This is a genomic window from Desulfatitalea tepidiphila (genome assembly GCF_001293685.1).
GTDB classification, from domain to species: Bacteria; Desulfobacterota; Desulfobacteria; order Desulfobacterales; family Desulfosarcinaceae; genus Desulfatitalea; species Desulfatitalea tepidiphila.
In genome coordinates this window covers 991,006-1,009,594 of sequence record NZ_BCAG01000003.1, presented here as the reverse complement: position 1 = coordinate 1,009,594, position 18,589 = coordinate 991,006, and the positions used below count along the sequence as shown (strand labels likewise).

Here is an 18,589-nt window from a genome sequence, read left to right as displayed (position 1 = left end):
GAAAGAACCGATCGATGACGGATGATCAGCCGGAGGTGATCTCGACGATGCAGATCCGACTTGCGGGCAAATGCACCTTCGACAGGTCCTGGCGAGCGGATTTACAACGATTCCAGCAACCTTTGATGGATGTTGTCGAAGCCGCCGTTGGACATGACAAGGATGACATCTCCGGGTTGGGCCTTGCTCACGACGAACGAAATGATACCGTCGGTATCCTCGAAAAAATGGGCGTCCCCACCCCGTTTCTTGATGTCTTCGACCAGGCGCATGGAGGAAAAACGCTGATCTTCAGGAATTTTTTCGAGCAACGGCGCCTGCCGGATACAAATCAGGTCGGCCGCATCGAAGCAGGAGGGATAGATCGATTGAAAAACGTTTCGCCGACTGGTGTTGGTTCGAGGTTCGAAAAGGGCCATCAGCCGCCGGGAGCCATAAAAAGATTTAACGGCCTCTAGGGTCGCCATGACTGCCGTGGGGTGGTGGGCAAAATCATCGATCACCACGATGTGGTTTTTGACGCCGCGGACTTCCTGGCGGCGGCGAACCCCCTTAAAACTCTCTACTGCTTGCGAGATGACCGCGGTATCGATGGCCATGCGCTCTCCAATGGCGATACCAGCAAGAAGATTTCCCAGATTATGCCTGCCGATCATGCGGGTCTTGAAGTCGGCGAAATGTTCTCCATGGTGATAGGTTTCGAAAAGTGTATAGGGCGGCTGGATATCCACGCGCCCCAGGCGCCATGCCGATTTCGGATCGTTGCCATATGTCACGACCTGCGCAGCGGTACCCGGCATCAGTTCGGCCACGTTGTGATCCGAATCATAAGCCACAAGGCTGCTCGTAGATGTGAGTCTCTTTAAAAATGCCTCGAAAGCCTGCTTCACATGATCCAAATCAGAATAGATATCGGCATGATCGAATTCGATGCTGGTCAGAACTGCGAATTCGGGTGTATAGTGCAAAAATTTCGGCCCCTTGTCAAAAAACGCGGTGTCGTATTCATCCCCTTCCAGAACCATCCAATCACCGCTGCCCACCTTATAATTACTTTGAAAATCAGCAAGCAGTCCACCGATGAGAAACGATGGGTCCAGGCGCGCACAATGCAGGAGCCAGGCAATAAAGGACGATGTGGTGGTCTTGCCGTGTGTCCCGGTAATGACGATCTGTTTCTTGCCGGCGGCCGCAAACCGATTGATCGCCTGGGGCATGGAGCAATAGGCCAGATTCAACTGATACATGGCCTGCACTTCCGGGTTTTCCCTGGATACGGCATTGCCCACCACGACCAGGTCCGGCCGCTGTTCAAGGTTCCGTCCGCTGAACCCCTCGAAGATGGCAATGTCCTTCGCTCTAAGAAAATCACTCATAGGTGGATAGACATGCTGGTCAGACCCGGTCACTGCATATCCCATCTCTTTGAGCATGCAGGCCAAGGCTCCCATAGCCGTACCACAAACGGCAATTAAATGAATGTGACGGATGGTTTCATACGAACGGATTGCAGGTTGCGAAGGCATTATCGCCATCCTTTTTGGGCAATTGATTTGAAGGTTTTTGGGCACACCGTTTCATCTTTCATAAAGGATAACCCTTAAAAGAACAATAGCGCTGGGGATATCGTCGTCTATCAGATTCGACATCAATATCTATTATACAGTCCATCCATGCTTCCTTAAAAAACCCGACCGTTCCCATGGACGGCTGGGACGCCCCCGCGGTGAATCAACTTTTGAAATTTTACATATAATTTCCAGAGTTTGATTTGACACTCATCCTCTTCTTGGTTATGATACGTCAAGTTTCTCAAACAATGCAGGCTGCCATATTCCGACACTGGTCTTCCCTGGTTCGACCTTACAACCTTTGGATGGACGAAACAATTTTTGGTATAAACGACCATGGCCAAAAAAATTTCATCGAGTGATGCGTCCCTTATCTCCCACCTGAAAGAAATATCCACATGGGTTTCTTCGGTGCAGGATTTGGACAAGCTATTGGAGCTTATCATTGAATCCGCAGCCCGGGTCCTGAAAGCAAAAGCGGCCTCTTTACTGCTGGTGGATCGTAAATCCAATACGCTTTTCTTTCAAGTGGCCACCGGGGAAAAGAAGAGGGAGGTCAAAGAGTACCGTGTCAAGATGGGCCAGGGGATTGCAGGGCATGTGGCCGAAACAGGAAAGCCCCTGTTAATCGCCGATGTGCGTAACGATCCGCGCTGGTTCAAGGAAATCAGCGAATCGATACGTTTTGAAACCCAGTCGATCGCGTGTGTGCCACTCAAAAGGGATAGCCATATCATTGGCGTGATGCAAATCATAGACAAGGAGGATGGTAGGCCCATCGGTGAAAACGATCTCGAACTGATTGAAGAGTTCGCCGCCTTGGCAGCCCTTGCGCTCGGGCAGGCCCAAAACCTTCAAGAAGTCAAGCGGGAGATCCAGGACCTGAAGCAGGAACTGCAGGTCCGCCATGAAATGGTCGGCAAAAGCGCTGCACTGGAAAAAGTCATCGCCGACGGTCTCAAAGTTGCCAACTCCAAGGCCAGTGCCTTGATACTCGGTGAAAGCGGCACCGGCAAAGAGCTGCTGGCCCGCCTCATCCACCGCGCAGGCCCGCGCAAGGACAAGCCTCTTGTGGTACTCAACTGCGCAGCCATGCCCGAGACCTTGTTGGAAGATGAGTTGTTCGGCCATGAAAAAGGGGCCTTCACCGGCGCTGTGGCGCGAAAAATCGGTAAATTTGAACTGGCGCACGAGGGGACCATATTCTTGGATGAAATCGGTGAAATGACGCCCGGCATGCAGGCCAAATTGCTTCGGGTGCTGCAGGAAGGAAATTTTTATCGAGTCGGCGGCAACATCCCCATCAGCGTAGATGTGCGGGTGCTTTCGGCGACCAACAAAAAGCTGGACGAAGAGGTGGCCAACGGCAAATTCCGCGAAGATTTATACTACCGCCTCAACGTCGTCCAAATCAACATGCCGACCCTGCGTGAACGCAAAGAGGACATCCCCCTGCTCGCCAACCATTTTCTTTCCATTTTCAAAGAAGAAACCGTCACCCCCAACCTCAAGATATCCAGTGCGGCCATGGATAAAATGGTTCATTACGATTGGCCCGGTAACATCCGGGAATTGCGAAATGCCATTGAGCGTGCCGTGGTCATGGGAAATGGCAAAGAGATCCTGCCCGAGGATTTGCCCATCAGTTCGACGCGAACCAACTACCCGGGCCTGCAAGTGGGCCTTACTTTAGAAGAAGCCCTGAACCAGTTCAAAAAGGAATTCATCGTCCTCAACCTGAAACATACGAGCGGCAATCGCAGCAAGGCCGCAAAATTGATGGACATACAGAGGACCTACCTCTCCCGTCTGATCTCTAAATTTGATGTGAGGGATATCTGATCCATAGCCAATTACCGCCAACCCCACCCGGAAAAATGACATCCCGGCCAACGCATTGACAATCATCGGCATTCCATTTGCCGAAAATCGTCACAGCGGGTCGCTCCGCCCACTCCCGCCTGGACCCTAAAACTTTATCGTGTGGCCTTTCCAATTCAAGTCCGCAGGTCAGTCTGAAGCCGTGTCTATGAACGATTCAGGCCTTCAAATTTCAAAACGACACTATTATCTGCCCTGCCGGATATTCGCCTGCCCCGCTCATCTCATGAGGAAGGCATTGTTATTGCATGGGTCTGAATCGGTCAAACAGGAAGGGCGTTGATGAAGTGCAAATGGCTTAACAACAAGTTCAAAATGAAATGTAGATCCAATGGGGGCGGCACCACTCCATCGAGTCATATAATTTTTAATAAAGATTTTGGCGTGAATGTCCAATAAAACATAAAGCGATTAACCAAAAGTAGACAGACAACAAACGATATGCACATGAGCAAACATTACACAGTCCTGGTAATCGACGACAAAGGCAGCCCTGTTCGCGAAAGGGTCGTTTCCAAACGCCTCATGGCCGCGCTCGTTGCAACCGTGTGTATCACCATATCGGCTATCGCTGCGGGTGGATACCACTATACCCGGCTCTATCGATCGGTTGCCGAAAAAGAGCAGATGCAATCTCAAATCATGCGACAAAGGGCTGACATCGAGAGCCAGCGCAAACAACTGCAGACATTTGCTCAAAATATCAACGAATTGAAAGCCAACCTCATTTCACTCAATGAGTTCGAAAGCAAGATTCGCATCCTGGCAAACCTCGAACACAAAGCCGATCAGGCCTCCCTTTTTGCCATCGGCGGCTCCATGCCAGACGATCTGGACACCGATTTACCCCTCAAAGAGGGTCACGACAGTCTCGTACGCGACATGCATACCCACATCAACCAGGTCAATCAAGCGTCTGCTGTTCAACAGAACAGTTTTGAAACCCTGCTCAAGTCTCTGAAAAGCAAACGCAACCTGCTGGCGTCCACACCATCGCTGCGTCCGGCCAAAGGATGGGTATCCTCGGATTTCGGCTATCGCGTATCACCATTTACCGGTCGCCGCGAATTTCACAAAGGCATTGACATCGCCAACCATCAAGACACGCCGATCATCGCCCCAGCTGATGGTGTCATCACTTACGCCCAGGAAAAATGGCTGATAGGCAACATGATCACGATCGATCACGGTTATGGCATGCTCACTCGCTATGGCCACCTGCACAAAATGTTAAAAAAGAAAGGGGAGCGCGTTAAGCGCGGAGAGACCATAGCATTGATGGGAAACACCGGCCGCAGCACCGGCCCCCACGTGCATTACGAAGTCCACTTGAATGGTGTCCCCGTGAATCCGATGCATTACATCCTGGATTGATATCGGCCTTTGAAGAAAAATGGAGAACGCCGATGAAAAAACGACTCACCGTCGTGATCGCACTCAGCCTGATATGGGCACTGGTTGGCTGTTCGTCGTTTTACTCGGTCCCTCAAATGGCTCGAATTCATGTTAGAGGACCTGGAAACCAGGCCAGGGAATTTGTCATTTCCCTGGAAGATCTGACAGCCCAGGAGAATATGGATATTCGACTATCCGATCGGTATGCGATTAATCTCGATCTACAATGGCTGTGGTACGAAAAAGAGGATCTCAATACGGATGCATTCGCCCCGGACCCCTTGAAAGTGAATCTTGCCCCTTGGATTCTTTGTAAGTATCGATTTTAATAAAAACGATCGTCAAATCGCCCCTCCCCCGAATTCAGCCGCGAACCGGCTGTGCTATTGCTGCTTATCGCTCAGCCGCTTGAATGCCGCCTCCGCGGCTCGAAGGGTCGCCTCGATATCACTCTCTTCGTGTGCAGCGGAAACAAACAATGCCTCGAACTGGGACGGTGCCAGGTAAATCCCGTTCTCCAGCATGATGCGATAGTAGGCAGAAAACCTGTCTAAATTTGACCGCTTGGCATCCTCGAAGTTCCTCACTGGGGTATCGACAAAAAACAGACCGAGCATCGATCCAACGTTCGCGATCGAGACCGCAATGTCATATTTTTTGGCGGCTGCCCCCAGCCCTTGAATCAACCGGCTGGCTTTTTCTCCCAAGGCTTCATAAAAGCCGGGTTTGCCCAACTCTCGCATCCCGGCGATACCGGCAGCCATGGCAAGCGGGTTACCCGAAAGCGTGCCGGCCTGATACACCGGGCCCTGCGGTGCCATCTGGGTCATGAGGTCGCGTCGCCCGCCGTATGCACCGACAGGCAACCCGCCACCGATAATTTTTCCAAAACAGGTCAGATCGGGTTTTATTCCGTACAGGCTTTGGGCGCCACCATAAGCGACTCGAAAACCGGTCATCACCTCGTCGAATATCAACACACTCCCACTTCGGTCGCATTCCTGCCGCAGTGTTTTAAGGAACCCTTCCACGGGTGGGACAAGGCCCATATTGCCGGCCACCGCTTCTACGATCACCGCTGCGATCTTATCCCCCTTGGCCGCCATGACTTGTCGGACCGCCTCGCTATCGTTGTAAGCGATGGAAACCGTGTGTGAAACAAAAGATTCGGGCACCCCGGGACTGCCCGCAATGGCCAGGGTCGCCACTCCCGACCCGGCTTCGACCAGCAGGCTGTCGGCATGGCCATGGTAGCAACCATCGAACTTGACGATCAAATCGCGCCCCGTGGCAGCGCGGGCCAATCGGATCGCACTCATGGTTGCCTCGGTACCGGAATTGACCATACGCACCATCTCTACCGAAGGTACGGCATCGATGATCAACTGAGCCATCTCGACTTCGAGTTCGGTCGGAGCACCATAACTGGTGCCATTGGCCAAGGCAGCAGTCAGCGCCTCGATCACCGCGGGGTGACGATGTCCAAGAATCATTGGACCCCAGGAACCGACATAATCAATGTAACCATTGCCATCCACATCGAATATTCGACTGCCTTCGGCACGGCGAATGAAAAGCGGATTGGCACCCACGGAACGACAGGCACGGACCGGGCTGTTCACCCCCCCGGGGATCAGTTCCTTTGCCCGGTCGAACAAGCGTTGTGAGGTGGTGTACTTCATTGGCGTTCCTTTCATTTATCCATTGGAAGAGTCCCAGGAATCTTGCCGCGGTTTCGAAGCATCTCCCTTGCAGGTTTGACATCCTTTACGAGAAGCGCAAAAATATCAGACCGTGTGATGGGGGTCAAGGCAACATCGCCATATGTTGGACCACTACACAGCCGCGAATAAAAAACGGCCACGAGACAATGTCCTGAGTCCGCAGGCCATCAAACCTCAACACCAACAGGGAAAGATACGCCAATGGTACCGAAGGAGATCGTCAAGCTTGAAAAATTCCTGTTGTACGTACTTTCCAGGCATCCGGACGAATTTGGCCTATTGCCCGATGCCGAAGGATATTTCAAGATCAAGTCACTGCTTCAAGCCCTGCATGAAGAGGTTGGATGGAAACACATCCGTCAATCCCATATCGACACGCTGTTGTTGCTGACACAGCCGGCCAAGCTTGAAATCAACGGCCCGCTTATCCGTGCTCGCCAAAGGGACTGCATGCCTGCTCTTATGGTACCCGATACACTGCCCAAGCTTCTTCACACGGCGATTCGGCGTCGCGCCTACCGATGGACGCATGAAAATGGCATTCTTCCTGCCGGCCAACCATTTATTTTGTTGTCAACCGACCTCTCCATGGCCATGAGAATCGGAAAAAGAATAGATAACGATCCAATCCTGCTCACCGTTCAAACAGCCAAGGCCGCAAGCGCCGGTTCGTTTTTCCGCCAATTCGGTGAAAGGCTTTATCTGGCCGACCGCATTGAACCCGCCACCTTCAGCGGCCCGCCACTGCCAAAGGAGCAGCCAGATATTGCACGGGCTCGGCCCCAGCAAGCGATGCAACGCAATGAAACGCCCGGCAGCTTTTTTATGGATCCTCAATCCGATCCGGTTGCCCAGCAGGCCAGGAAGCGGCAACAGCACCGGGATCAAATGGATCGGAAAAAACAACGGCGAATGGCTCGCAAGGAAAAAGAGCGCCATTGGCAGCAATAACCCGCAGCGCCATTGGATTCTGGAAAACCGTTGACAACAGGTGCCAGACCTGTTACCAAGCCCCGGTACGAAAAACGGGCCGTTAGCTCAACTAGGCAGAGCACCTGACTCTTAATCAGTAGGTTGTTGGTTCGATTCCAACACGGCCCACCAAAAAAATAAAACGGGGGGGATCTCAGGATCGCCCCCTTTTTTTCGAATGGACCCGACAGAAATCGGGTCGAATTCAACGGAATGCAAATATGCATGCGATACAGCGGCTTGAACCATGCGTATATTCCTTGACATCGAATATGTCATGGTGTTATCTATACCATTTTTAAAAACAGATGGCCGCTATCCTTGCTCCGACAAAAATCGGGGCTTTATTATCCGTAAGGAGGCTCTATGCGACGGTACGAAACGATTGTTATTATTGATCCAGACATCTCAGAAGAAGACCGCACCACCCTAATCACGAAAACCCGTGAAATCATTCCCCAACAAGAGGGTGTCTTCCTGCAGGAAAACCAATGGGGCGTAAAAAAACTGGCTTACGAAATCAAAAAGAAGCCTCGCGGATACTATGTCCTGATGGATTATTGCGGAACAGGAAAAGTGGTCGACGAAATTGAACGCTTTTTTCGCATCGATGACCGTGTCATGAAGTATTTGACGGTTCAAATCGACCCACATGCAGATGCCGAAAAGATATTGGCCGATCTCGCGGCCGCCAAAGAAAAGGAAGGAGCTCCCCAGGAAGCTGCAGCAAGCGATGAGGGCCAATCCGCATCCGAGCAGCAGGTGGCCGGTTCATCCAGCGGCAAGGAGAGCCCGGCGGCACAAAACGACCAGGTCAATGAACCTGCCCCTGAGAATTAAGAGGAGCGACACATGAGAAATACAACTGCAAAAAAGCCGGTAGTCAGGAGAAAACGTAGAGTATATCATCGACGCAAAGTGTGCCGCTTCTGTGCCGACAGCAAAATTGAAATCGATTACAAGGATGCCAAAACCCTGCGTTATTTCATCACCGAACGTGGAAAAATCATTCCCCGCAGGATTACCGGTACATGCGCATCGCATCAACGCAGCCTGACGTTGGCGATCAAACGCGCGCGGGCTATTGCCTTGCTGCCGTTTGTTGGTACTCTTGATTAAGGTCGGGGCAAGTATATCGGCCAATAATTCATCAAGAAATATGGTAATTGCCGCAGCAGTGGCAATGGAGGTTTTGGATGAAAGTCATATTGAAAGAAACGATAGATTCGCTCGGCATCATCGGCAGCGAAGTGAAGGTGGCGCCCGGCTATGCCCGCAACTACCTGCTGCCCCAGGGTAAAGCAGTCCCGGCGACCCCCCAATACCGGAGCATACTGGCTCATGAAAAAGCCAAATTCGAACTCCAGATCGCAAAAGAGCGGGAATTGGCCCAACAAATGGCCCAGCGCCTGGAAGGTGTGGAATGTCAGGTGGCGGCCAAGGTGCATGAAGGCGATCGCCTCTATGGGTCGGTAACTGCCAGGGACGTGATTAACGCCTTGGCAAAAGACGGCATTGTGGTTGAAAAGAGGATGATGCTACTGACCGAACCGATCAAAACGATCGGCACCTTTAAAATCCCGATTCGCGTTTACAAAGGCATCAAACCCGAAATCACAGTTCACGTAGTGCCCGAGTAATGTACGCCTTTACGCCGGTTGTTGCCGATGATTTCACAACTTTCGGCAGCGACCGGCTGTATGGTTCCCGGTCGGCACTTCAATGGTATTAAATCCTAAAAACACATCCGACGATCCAACCCTGAAAAAACTTCCGCCTCAAAGCATCGAGGCTGAAGAGTCCATTCTCAGTGCAATTTTGCTGGACAACAGCACGCTTCTGGATGTGCTCGAACTTCTTCGCCCCGAAGACTTTTATCGTACAGCGCATCAGACCATATTCGCCGCCATCGCGTCCCTGTTCTCCAAGGCCGAACCTGTAGATCTGATTACTCTGACCAACATTTTGCGGGACACCAACCAGCTTGAAAAAGTGGGTGGGGCCGCGTACCTGGCCCGGATCGTAGATACCGTGCCGTCGGCGATCAATGTCAGCCACTACGCGCGCATTGTAAGGGACAAATCGGCATTGCGCCGACTTATTGCCAAGGCCGGTGAAATCACACAGCGCTGCTACGAAGAGGCCGGCGATTTCGATCAGGTCCTCGATTTTGCCGAAGGGGCGGTGTTTGAAATATCTGAGAACAAACATCGGGCCGCTTTTCATCCGCTCAGCAAGGTCATCGAAGCCAATATCGACGCCCTGGAAGAGCGCCAGGGAAACCGTGCGCTGATCACCGGCATCCCCACCGGATTCACACGGCTGGATCATATGACATCGGGACTGCAGGGATCGGATCTCATCATCCTGGCCGCCAGACCGGCCATGGGCAAAACCGCCCTGGCCCTCAATATTGCCCGCAATGCCGCTTTTGAAAGCGATGTGCCGGTAGCCATCTTCTCTTTGGAAATGTCCAAAGAGCAATTGTCCATGCGTATGCTCTGCTCCGAAGCCCGGGTGGATTCCTCTCGCGTCCGAAGCGGCTTTCTCAACCCTGAAGACTGGCACCGTATCACCGATGCCGCCGGGTCCCTTTCCGAAGCGCCCATCTTCATCGATGACTCACCGGATATTTCAACCACCTCCATTCGCACCAAGTGCCGACGACTGAAGATGGATAAAGACCTTGGCCTGGTGGTGATCGACTACCTCCAACTGATGAGAGGCCGCCAGGATACAGAGCGACGCGATTTGGAAATATCAGAAATTTCCAGGTCCCTCAAACTTCTGGCCAAAGAGTTGAATGTTCCGGTCCTGGCTTTGTCACAGCTCAACCGGAAACTTGAAGAGCGAAGCGACAAGCGACCTCAACTTTCAGATTTGAGGGAATCCGGTGCATTGGAGCAAGATGCCGACGTGGTGGCTTTCATCTACCGTGATGAAGTCTACAATAAAGACGAAAACAATCCCAATCGCGGCACGGCCGAAGTCATTCTCTCCAAGCAGCGCAATGGCCCGACAGGTGTCGTTCCCCTCACCTTCCTGGGTGCCTATACACGCTTCGAGAACCCGGCATGAAAAAAGTATGGGGCAACGCACGGGGGCTGAAAAGCGCACAACTCAAACGTTTGGAAAACCTCTACCGCAGACGTGTCTCTCCCGAATTCTTGATCACACCCGAACTGGCGCGCGACATCGGATTGCTTTCCCATGAAATCCAGCGCCAGATCGGTTTGCTTATCAATCGAAGCGGCAAAGTCGCCTATGTGCTGGTGGGAGATGCACAGGGCATTTTTATCCCCGAACTGTCGGAATACAGGGCGAACCCGGGCCGCTTGAGGGGTGTCCGATGTATTCACACGCATTTACAAGCCGGCCCCTTGAATCAGGACGACCTCACCGATTTGGCCTTATTGCGCCTCGATGCCATGGCCGCCATCTCGCTGAATGAAGAAGGATACCCTCGTAAAATTCATTGGGCTCACATTCTTCCAGGGCAAGACCTGCAGCAAGCCCCTTACCAGATCAGAGAGGATTTGCTGCCCCACCAGCTTTCTATCGGGTGCCTGGACCTGATCCTGGCTCTGGAACATGAGATGACCACGGCGGGAGTCCGCACCCAGGCTGCAACCGGAATCGAACGGGCACTTCTTTTCAGCGTGACTTCGGCGCCGCGTAAAATCGCGGTCGACTCATTGGAAGAGCTGAAAGAGCTATGCCGTTCGGCCAATATCGAAGTGGTCGATACCATCCTGCAGCTGCGCAAACAAATCGATTCGCGCACCCTCATGGGGCAAGGCAAGTTGAAAGAGCTGGCAATACAGACCTCCCAGTTGGGTGCATCGCTGCTCATTTTCGACCAGGACTTGAATCCGTCCCAAATCAAAACCATTACTGATCAGATCGAAACTAAAGTCATCGATCGAACCCAATTGATCCTGGACATTTTCGCCCAGCGCGCACGCAGTAGAGAAGGAAAATTGCAGGTAGAATTGGCCCAATTGAAATACCTGCTGCCACGTCTGGTCACCAAAAACACCGCCATGTCGCGCCTCACCGGTGGCATAGGCGGAAGAGGACCGGGAGAAACCAAGCTGGAAATAAACCGGCGACGTGTTCGCGATCGCATCAACCAGCTGGAAAAGGCGTTGCTCGAAGTCCAAAAGCACCGTAAACAGCAGCGGCAAAAACGAGAGCAGAAAGGTGTTCCGATCATCTCCATCATCGGCTATACCAACGCAGGAAAATCAACCCTTCTCAACACCCTTACTCATAGCGACGTACTGGCCGAAAGTCGTCTCTTCGCCACGTTGGACCCCTCCAGCAGACGATTGCGTTTCCCCAAAGATGTGGAGGTGCTCATCACCGATACGGTTGGATTTATCCGCAATCTTCCAAAGGATTTGATGACCGCGTTTCGAGCCACCCTGGAGGAATTGGAAAGTGCCGACCTTCTGTTGCACGTTATCGATGTCAGCAATCCACGCCACCTCGAACAGATTCAGGCCGTGGAAAAGATTCTCAACGAGCTCGAATTGAGCCACATCCCTCAGGTGCGCGCTCTCAATAAAATGGATCTGGTTTCAGAAGCCGATCTATCCTTATGGACGCAACGCTTGAACGGAATTCCGATCTGTGCGCGCAATCGAGCGACACTTCTCCCATTGATCGATAAAATGGCCGCCATCATTAATGATGCGGACAACAGTTCGGTCCGGAACAGTTGACATTCCCTCTCTTTGCCCGCCGCATTGCGCTATGCAGTTCATGAGCCTTCTGCCCTTTGAAGCTTGACAACCAAATGTCAAAATGGATAAAGTGCCGACCTTATGGATTTAGACAAAATTAAGCGTATCGCCATACGGGCGGCTTACCGCGCCGGCAAAATACTGAACGGCCATTTCGGCCATGTCAAGCAGTTGGCTAAAAAAGGTGTTATCGACCTGGTTACCGAAGCGGATTTGGAAGCGGAACAAAGCATCATTGCAACGATTCGCGATGTTTTCCCCAATCACGACATATTAGCGGAAGAAAGCGGCAATTCTGGAAAAGGCGGACCCAACCTGTGGATCATCGACCCACTGGATGGGACTACCAATTTCGCCCACAACCTTCCTATATATGCGGTTTCCATAGCCTACGCCCAAAACGATACCATCATGCTGGGTCTCGTGTTCAATCCCAACAGGGGTGAACTGTTCCTTGCCACCCGTGGCCAGGGTGCCTCTCTAAACGGCCAACCGATCCACGTTTCATCGACATGCAAGCTCAACGATAGTCTGCTTGTCACCGGCTTCCCATATACCATTACGACGCGGGATCCCCGATTGACGCTCGCTCGTTTCGAGCGTTGCCTCAAGTCCTCCCAAGGCGTGCGACGTCTCGGGTCGGCCGCTCTGGATCTCTGCTGGGTGGCATGTGGTCGTTTTGAAGGTTTTTGGGAAGAAAACCTGAAGCCTTGGGATACAGCAGCTGGCTTGTGCATCGTCGAAGAAGCCGGTGGCAAAGTGACGAATTACGAAGGCCATCCCTATAATATTGGAGATTGGCAGATATTGGCTACAAATAGCCATGTTCACCGGGAAATGGTAGGACTTTTAGACATAAAGGGAGAGCGATGAGCAGAAGCCAACGCTTCACATCAGTTTTCGATGATCAATTCGACTGCTTCGGAGATTACGACAGAACCAATGCCCTTTGCGCCAAACATTGTGCCTTGAGGATTCGTTGCGCCATTGAACAGGAGCAGAACATTAAAATGGAGTTATTGTCTGATCTATCCATCGCCGACGATCTATTCGGCACGATTCAATAGCGCGCTTAATAATCTCCATTGTCCAGACGCTTGCAAAAATACTCCACATGCCGCTGTATCAATCCTCCTTGACGAATCCCTTTTTCTACCATTCCGATGGCATGCAGGGCCGTAGCGTGATACCGGTTGAAACTCTTTCCAATGGCCTGTAACGGCTGGTCCGTATAACGACGCGCCAAGTAGATGGCAACTTGGCGGGGACGCACCAATGCCTGCTTTCGCGAACGGGACACCAAATCTTTCTGACTGATATTGTAGTATTTGCAGATGAGCTTCTTGATTGTGTTGATCGTAATCGATTCCGATTGGCGTACGATATTCTTCACGACATCGCCTGCCATTTCAATATCGATAGGGTTGCCTAGCAAGGAAGCCTTGGCCGAAACACCCACCAAACCGCTTTTGAGCTGTCGAACGTCCTGAGTCAGTTCTGATGCTAAAAATTCCAAAACTTCGATTGGCACTTCCCATCCATTATCACGGGCATACTTTTTTAAAATCTTGACACGCACCTTATAATCGGGAGGATCGATATTGGAAATCAAACCGCATGTCAGGCGAGACCGAAGATTTTCGTTAAGTTTTGGAATATCGGAGGGTGAGCAGCAACTTGAAAAAATAATCTTTTTATTTTCGTTGTAGAGTGAATCGAGCGTGTGCGCCAGTTCGATCTGGGTACGTTCTTTTCCACTCAGATAATGGATATCCTCCAATAGCAGCACGTCACATCCGTTGTGATATTTATCTTTGAATTTGCTAACCGAATTGGTCTTGAAGGAGGATACCATTTCATTGGTAAAATCTTCGGCTGTCATATAGTACACGCGCTCAGCTTTGGATTCCGCCAAAATCTGATGACCAATGGCTTGAGACAGATGGCTCTTACCCATACCGGTCTTTGAAAGAAGAAAAAGCGAATGCTGCTGTGCGGATTTCCGCATGGCCAGTGATAATGCTGCAGAATAGGCGAATTCATTATTCTTACCAACCACGAACTGATCAAAAGTATAATCCTGTCGCAACAGCCGTCCGAAATGAGGCTGGCAATGAATGTTGGGCAATGGAAGCTGTTCGGGAAACTCCGTCAAATTGGACCTGCCATGATCTCCCTCTGTAACCGCAAATTTCAATTCCGTGGCATTGCCGGTCAATTTTTGCAGCTCCCGGCAAATCAATTCACCGAAATGCTCCTTCACCCGTCTGCGGAAAAAAGCATTGGGACAATTGAGCTGTAACACATTGGGATCAATGGTCCCGAGCGTCAGGGGCTCGATCCACATCCGGTAGGCATGATCTGGAACAAAATCAGTAAGCGCGGCCTTTACCTTCTGCCAGATATTCTCCATATCACCTTTTCCCGTTTTCCCTGTACAAAAAACAATCCGACCAAAATACGCTTCGTTTTGCTGAACACGACCTCTGTCCCAACGCAAACAGCCAGGCAAACATTAAGAAAATCAGACAGTTTTTATAAATATTCCGGATTATTCGAAAAGGTCAAATCCTTGAAAAGTATGGATTCGTAATAGGCCAGAGACCCTTCACTGTCAATCCGAAAGACCTGAAGTCTCCTCACGCCATCCTTACACGTTGCTCACATCAATCTATTTATTTGTTTATATTGTTTATTATTATAATTGACACGTGAGAGGTCTACAAATTAGCGCCCTTTTAGTTTTAGTTTTTATTTAAGCATTTTAAGCATATCCATAGTTATAAACAAACTGCCGACAAATGATGATCTTTGATTTCCTCTGTTTTACGCCGGATTTTTACATTTTTTAAAAACAGTGGTTTCCTTTCGGGACCCAGATGGGTTACCACCGAGCCCCATTTTCTTCAAAAAAACATTCGAATGGATTTCGAGCAGTTGCCCGCAAAGCCCGAATCGGCACACTTTACTGCGCACGGTTCCTGCATATATTAAAAATATTGGACTTTCGGAAAAGTTGTTTACAGCATCATTGGTCGACGTTATCAAAAGCGATGAACTCAATTATGATCCGCGGTGCGCGGCAGCACAACCTAAAGAACATCGATCTCGACCTTCCTCGGGAAAAACTGATCGTGGTTACCGGCCTTTCCGGATCCGGGAAATCCACCCTGGCCTTTGATACCCTCTATGCAGAAGGCCAACGCCGTTATGTCGAATCTCTTTCGACTTATGCCCGTCAATTTTTGGAGCGCCTGGAAAAGCCGGATGTGGATCTCATCGAAGGCTTGTCGCCGGCCATCGCCATCGAGCAAAAGACGGCCGGACACAACCCAAGGTCCACCGTCGGCACGGTAACCGAAATCTATGATTATCTGCGGTTGCTCTATGCGCGCATCGGCACACCGCATTGCCATCTGTGTGGTCGCCCTGTGCAACCCCAAAGCATCGATCAGATGGTGGACGAACTCAACACCCTCTCCGCGGGGAGCCGTGTGGTCATCATGGCGCCGCTGGTAAGTAACAAAAAGGGTTCCCATGCGGACGTTATACAACGGCTGAGAAGGGAAGGTTTTGCGCGGGTTCGTATCGATGGTGAGATGATGCCCATCGAGGACGTTGGTAAACTGTCCCCCAAAAAGGACCATTCGATCGACGCCGTTGTCGATCGTTTGGTTATTCAGAAAAACGCTTCGAATCGACTCGCAGACTCCCTCGAGCTTGCACTCTCTCTTTCCGGGGGTCGTGCCGAAGTCCTTTGTCAAAAGGGAAACGCGCATGATGATGGCCGTCTCTTTCATTTCAATGAAAGGTCGGCCTGCCATCAGTGCGGAACGACATATTCAGATTTCACCCCGGCCGATTTTTCGTTTAACTCTCCTCAGGGCGCCTGTCCGGCGTGTGATGGACTCGGGACACGCTCGGTGTTCGATCCCCAACTCATCGTGCCCAATCCGGAGCTATCGTTACGAGACGGAGCGGTCCTCGTGTGGGCGAACCGACAATCGGTCTACTTTACCGAATTCCTCGAAGCGTTTACCTGCCAGTACCACACGGATATTTACACCCCCTTCAAATATCTACCCGAAGCGTTCCGGCAAGCCTTGTTTTACGGGAGCGGAGATACCGTCATTCGCTTTTCCGTGGATCGCGACTCCGGCCAGCATTTGTACAATAATCCATTCGAAGGCCTTATCCCTCAACTGCAACGTCGCTATCACGAAACAGAGTCTGCCCAAATCCGCGAAGAACTCCAAACCTACATGGCCTTCCTGCCATGCGCCGTATGCAACGGTGCCAGATTGAAGCCGGAGAGCCTGGCGGTAAAGATTCAACACCATGCCATTCACCAGGTCACGACGCTCTCAATAGATCAAGCGATTGACTTTTTTCAATCTTTGCGACTCGAGGGAAAGAAAGCGGTCGTTGCAGAAAAAATCGTAAAGGAGATCACGGAGCGTCTGCAGTTTCTTTCCCATGTCGGCCTTTCCTACTTGACCCTGGATCGCGCTGCCCATACCCTGTCCGGTGGCGAAAGCCAGCGGATACGCTTGGCCACTCAGATCGGAGCGAAACTGACGGGGGTTCTCTATGTCCTGGATGAGCCGAGTATCGGATTGCACCAACGCGATAACGCCCGACTGCTTGAAGCGTTGAGGAGAATGCGCGATATCGGAAACACTGTTCTATTGGTAGAACATGATCAAGAGGCCATCGAATCTGCAGATTTTGTCGTCGATATGGGGCCAGGCGCCGGGGTGCAAGGCGGTCGCGTGGTGTTTGCCGGCCCACCCCAGCAGTTGTCCCAGGCCAAAGATTCACTGACGGGCCAATACCTTGCCGGTGTAAAAAAAATTCCCGTCCCCAATAACCGGAGAAAGGGGAACGGCCAGGCCATCATCATCCACGGTGCCAATCGGAATAACCTGAAGAACATCACGGTGCGCTTTCCTCTTGGTTGCTTTTCCTGTGTGACGGGCGTCTCTGGATCAGGCAAGTCCAGCCTTGTCATCGACACCTTGCATCACGCACTGGCTCAGCGATTGCGCCAGAGCCGGATCGCAGCCGGTGGGTTTCACAGCATTGCGGGAATGGAACAGATCGATAAAGTCATTAATATCGACCAATCCCCCATCGGTCGTACACCGCGATCCAATCCGGGCACCTACACGGGATTGTTCTCCTTTGTGCGTGATCTCTTCTCCAAGACCGCAGAGTCTAGAACGCGCGGTTACAAACCATCCAGATTCAGCTTTAACGTAAAAGGGGGACGTTGCGAGGCCTGCCATGGCGACGGCATCATCAAAATAGAAATGCATTTTCTACCGGACATCTATGTCCCATGTGATATTTGCCACGGCCAACGCTACAACCGCGAGACTCTGGAAATCCGCTATAAGGGCAAAAACATCGCGGAAGTCTTGAATCTCACGATCAACCAGGCGCTCGATTTCTTCAGAAATTTTGCGGCCATCCGCGAAAAGCTGCAAACGTTGGTGGATGTGGGGCTGGGATACATTCAATTGGGGCAATCCGCTACGACGCTTTCCGGAGGTGAGGCCCAACGAATCAAACTGTCGAGAGAGCTCAGCAAACGAAGCACGGGGAGAACCGTCTACATCCTTGACGAGCCTACCACCGGATTGCACATGGACGACATCAACAAGCTGCTGGTGGTGCTCAACCGGTTCGTAGGCAACGGCAACACCGTTGTCGTGATCGAACACAATCTGGATGTGATCAAATCGGCGGACCACATTATCGATTTGGGACCGGAGGGCGGCGAAGGTGGCGGCTATGTCCTGGGTACAGGAACTCCGGAAGAGATCGCCATGCTGAATGGTTCACATACGGGCCACTTCCTGAAACACGTCCTGAAAATGAAAAAGGGGCATCCCCCTTCATAGCTTCAGAGGATGCCCCTTTTTTTGGATCTTGTGCGTATGGAACGTGTGTCGAATTAGGCGCCGAAAATCTTTGCAATGGCCCCGGCCTGGGGATGTGCGTAGATCAGAATCAGGGCGACGACCAGCGAGTAAATACACAGAGACTCGATCATGGCCAGACCGATCAGCAGGGTAACGGTCACTTTACCTGAAGACTCGGGGTTGCGGGCGATGCCCTCAACGGCGGATTTCAGGCCAAGGCCCTGAGCGATGCCACAACCGAAAGCGGCGATGGCGATACCGAAACCAGCGGCGGTGACGCAAGCGATAAAGAATTGCAATGCTTGAGCTTCCATGTGTTCAACTACCTCCTTGTGAAGTGTTAGTTATAAATGGGCTTCTTCCATTAACCC

The 18,589-nt window shown here is 51.5% G+C and carries 16 protein-coding genes and 1 tRNA gene; 13 read left to right on the top strand and 4 right to left on the bottom strand.

Annotated elements, in window-relative coordinates:
* Nucleotides 1–101 precede the first annotated feature (101 nt).
* Nucleotides 102–1,526, bottom strand: a complete 1,425-nt coding sequence (mpl, locus tag DFT_RS09065) for a UDP-N-acetylmuramate:L-alanyl-gamma-D-glutamyl-meso-diaminopimelate ligase (protein WP_054030882.1) — start codon at nucleotides 1,524–1,526, stop codon at nucleotides 102–104.
* A 381-nt stretch (nucleotides 1,527–1,907) separates the two neighbouring features.
* Here mpl and DFT_RS09060 point away from each other — a divergent pair, with 381 nt between their 5' ends.
* The 3 genes from DFT_RS09060 to DFT_RS09050 all read left to right on the top strand — a co-directional run bounded on the left by DFT_RS09060 (nucleotide 1,908) and on the right by DFT_RS09050 (nucleotide 5,176).
* A complete protein-coding gene (locus tag DFT_RS09060) occupies nucleotides 1,908–3,413 on the top strand; it encodes a sigma-54 interaction domain-containing protein (RefSeq protein WP_054030881.1) in 1,506 nt (501 codons plus the stop codon).
* 486 nt (nucleotides 3,414–3,899) lie between these two features.
* A complete protein-coding gene (locus DFT_RS09055; RefSeq protein ID WP_054030880.1) occupies nucleotides 3,900–4,826 on the top strand; it encodes a peptidoglycan DD-metalloendopeptidase family protein in 927 nt (308 codons plus the stop codon).
* Between the two features lie 32 nt (nucleotides 4,827–4,858).
* Nucleotides 4,859–5,176 (top strand): hypothetical protein, encoded by a 318-nt coding sequence (locus DFT_RS09050; RefSeq protein WP_054030879.1) that lies wholly within the window; start codon nucleotides 4,859–4,861, stop codon nucleotides 5,174–5,176.
* Between the two features lie 54 nt (nucleotides 5,177–5,230).
* Here the strand turns inward: DFT_RS09050 and hemL are convergent, their stop codons facing one another.
* Complete coding sequence (gene hemL / locus DFT_RS09045; protein WP_054030878.1) at nucleotides 5,231–6,529, bottom strand: glutamate-1-semialdehyde 2,1-aminomutase; 1,299 nt, start codon at nucleotides 6,527–6,529, stop codon at nucleotides 5,231–5,233.
* Between the two features lie 243 nt (nucleotides 6,530–6,772).
* Here hemL and DFT_RS09040 point away from each other — a divergent pair, with 243 nt between their 5' ends.
* The 9 genes from DFT_RS09040 to DFT_RS09000 all read left to right on the top strand — a co-directional run bounded on the left by DFT_RS09040 (nucleotide 6,773) and on the right by DFT_RS09000 (nucleotide 13,358).
* Nucleotides 6,773–7,522 carry an RNA 2'-phosphotransferase gene (locus DFT_RS09040; protein WP_054030877.1) on the top strand — a complete coding sequence of 250 codons (750 nt, stop codon included), beginning with the start codon at nucleotides 6,773–6,775 and terminating at the stop codon, nucleotides 7,520–7,522.
* Nucleotides 7,523–7,598: 76 nt separating this feature from the next.
* A tRNA-Lys gene (locus DFT_RS09035) sits at nucleotides 7,599–7,675 on the top strand.
* 234 nt (nucleotides 7,676–7,909) lie between these two features.
* Complete coding sequence (gene rpsF / locus DFT_RS09030) at nucleotides 7,910–8,383, top strand: 30S ribosomal protein S6 (RefSeq protein WP_054030876.1); 474 nt, start codon at nucleotides 7,910–7,912, stop codon at nucleotides 8,381–8,383.
* A 12-nt stretch (nucleotides 8,384–8,395) separates the two neighbouring features.
* Nucleotides 8,396–8,662, top strand: coding sequence for a 30S ribosomal protein S18 (rpsR, locus tag DFT_RS09025; protein ID WP_054030875.1), 267 nt, complete (start codon nucleotides 8,396–8,398; stop codon nucleotides 8,660–8,662).
* Between the two features lie 77 nt (nucleotides 8,663–8,739).
* Nucleotides 8,740–9,183, top strand: a complete 444-nt coding sequence (gene rplI, locus DFT_RS09020; RefSeq protein WP_054030874.1) for a 50S ribosomal protein L9 — start codon at nucleotides 8,740–8,742, stop codon at nucleotides 9,181–9,183.
* Between the two features lie 82 nt (nucleotides 9,184–9,265).
* Nucleotides 9,266–10,621, top strand: a complete 1,356-nt coding sequence (dnaB, locus tag DFT_RS09015; protein WP_054030873.1) for a replicative DNA helicase — start codon at nucleotides 9,266–9,268, stop codon at nucleotides 10,619–10,621.
* On the top strand, nucleotides 10,618–12,270 hold the full coding sequence (gene hflX, locus DFT_RS09010) for a GTPase HflX (protein WP_054030872.1): 1,653 nt from the start codon (nucleotides 10,618–10,620) through the stop codon (nucleotides 12,268–12,270). Before dnaB ends, hflX begins: the two co-directional genes overlap by 4 nt.
* A gap of 102 nt (nucleotides 12,271–12,372) precedes the next feature.
* Nucleotides 12,373–13,164: an inositol monophosphatase family protein gene (locus DFT_RS09005; protein WP_054030871.1), complete on the top strand. Its 792-nt coding sequence runs from the start codon at nucleotides 12,373–12,375 to the stop codon at nucleotides 13,162–13,164.
* Nucleotides 13,161–13,358 carry a hypothetical protein gene (locus DFT_RS09000; protein WP_054030870.1) on the top strand — a complete coding sequence of 66 codons (198 nt, stop codon included), beginning with the start codon at nucleotides 13,161–13,163 and terminating at the stop codon, nucleotides 13,356–13,358. Before DFT_RS09005 ends, DFT_RS09000 begins: the two co-directional genes overlap by 4 nt.
* 5 nt (nucleotides 13,359–13,363) lie before the next feature.
* Here DFT_RS09000 and dnaA read toward each other — a convergent pair whose 3' ends face one another.
* Nucleotides 13,364–14,704, bottom strand: a complete 1,341-nt coding sequence (dnaA, locus tag DFT_RS08995) for a chromosomal replication initiator protein DnaA (protein WP_054030869.1) — start codon at nucleotides 14,702–14,704, stop codon at nucleotides 13,364–13,366.
* Between the two features lie 640 nt (nucleotides 14,705–15,344).
* Between dnaA and uvrA the strand changes: the two genes are divergently transcribed.
* Nucleotides 15,345–18,197, top strand: coding sequence for an excinuclease ABC subunit UvrA (gene uvrA, locus DFT_RS08990; RefSeq protein ID WP_054030868.1), 2,853 nt, complete (start codon nucleotides 15,345–15,347; stop codon nucleotides 18,195–18,197).
* A gap of 53 nt (nucleotides 18,198–18,250) precedes the next feature.
* Here uvrA and atpE read toward each other — a convergent pair whose 3' ends face one another.
* Nucleotides 18,251–18,532 (bottom strand): ATP synthase F0 subunit C, encoded by a 282-nt coding sequence (gene atpE, locus DFT_RS08985; RefSeq protein ID WP_054030867.1) that lies wholly within the window; start codon nucleotides 18,530–18,532, stop codon nucleotides 18,251–18,253.
* Nucleotides 18,533–18,589: the final 57 nt, after the last annotated feature.

Excerpts from the sequence above, each read along its gene's own strand:
- mpl (WP_054030882.1), bottom strand. The coding sequence starts at position 1,526 with ATGCCTTCGCAACCTGCAATCCGTTCGTATGAAACCATCCGTCACATT.
- dnaB (WP_054030873.1), top strand. The coding sequence starts at position 9,266 with ATGGTATTAAATCCTAAAAACACATCCGACGATCCAACCCTGAAAAAA.
- DFT_RS09060 (WP_054030881.1), top strand. The coding sequence starts at position 1,908 with ATGGCCAAAAAAATTTCATCGAGTGATGCGTCCCTTATCTCCCACCTG.
- atpE (WP_054030867.1), bottom strand. The coding sequence starts at position 18,532 with ATGGAAGCTCAAGCATTGCAATTCTTTATCGCTTGCGTCACCGCCGCT.
- DFT_RS09055 (WP_054030880.1), top strand. The coding sequence starts at position 3,900 with ATGAGCAAACATTACACAGTCCTGGTAATCGACGACAAAGGCAGCCCT.
- rpsF (WP_054030876.1), top strand. The coding sequence starts at position 7,910 with ATGCGACGGTACGAAACGATTGTTATTATTGATCCAGACATCTCAGAA.
- DFT_RS09050 (WP_054030879.1), top strand. The coding sequence starts at position 4,859 with ATGAAAAAACGACTCACCGTCGTGATCGCACTCAGCCTGATATGGGCA.
- uvrA (WP_054030868.1), top strand. The coding sequence starts at position 15,345 with ATGAACTCAATTATGATCCGCGGTGCGCGGCAGCACAACCTAAAGAAC.
- dnaA (WP_054030869.1), bottom strand. The coding sequence starts at position 14,704 with ATGGAGAATATCTGGCAGAAGGTAAAGGCCGCGCTTACTGATTTTGTT.
- rpsR (WP_054030875.1), top strand. The coding sequence starts at position 8,396 with ATGAGAAATACAACTGCAAAAAAGCCGGTAGTCAGGAGAAAACGTAGA.
- DFT_RS09000 (WP_054030870.1), top strand. The coding sequence starts at position 13,161 with ATGAGCAGAAGCCAACGCTTCACATCAGTTTTCGATGATCAATTCGAC.
- DFT_RS09040 (WP_054030877.1), top strand. The coding sequence starts at position 6,773 with ATGGTACCGAAGGAGATCGTCAAGCTTGAAAAATTCCTGTTGTACGTA.
- rplI (WP_054030874.1), top strand. The coding sequence starts at position 8,740 with ATGAAAGTCATATTGAAAGAAACGATAGATTCGCTCGGCATCATCGGC.
- DFT_RS09005 (WP_054030871.1), top strand. The coding sequence starts at position 12,373 with ATGGATTTAGACAAAATTAAGCGTATCGCCATACGGGCGGCTTACCGC.
- hemL (WP_054030878.1), bottom strand. The coding sequence starts at position 6,529 with ATGAAGTACACCACCTCACAACGCTTGTTCGACCGGGCAAAGGAACTG.
- hflX (WP_054030872.1), top strand. The coding sequence starts at position 10,618 with ATGAAAAAAGTATGGGGCAACGCACGGGGGCTGAAAAGCGCACAACTC.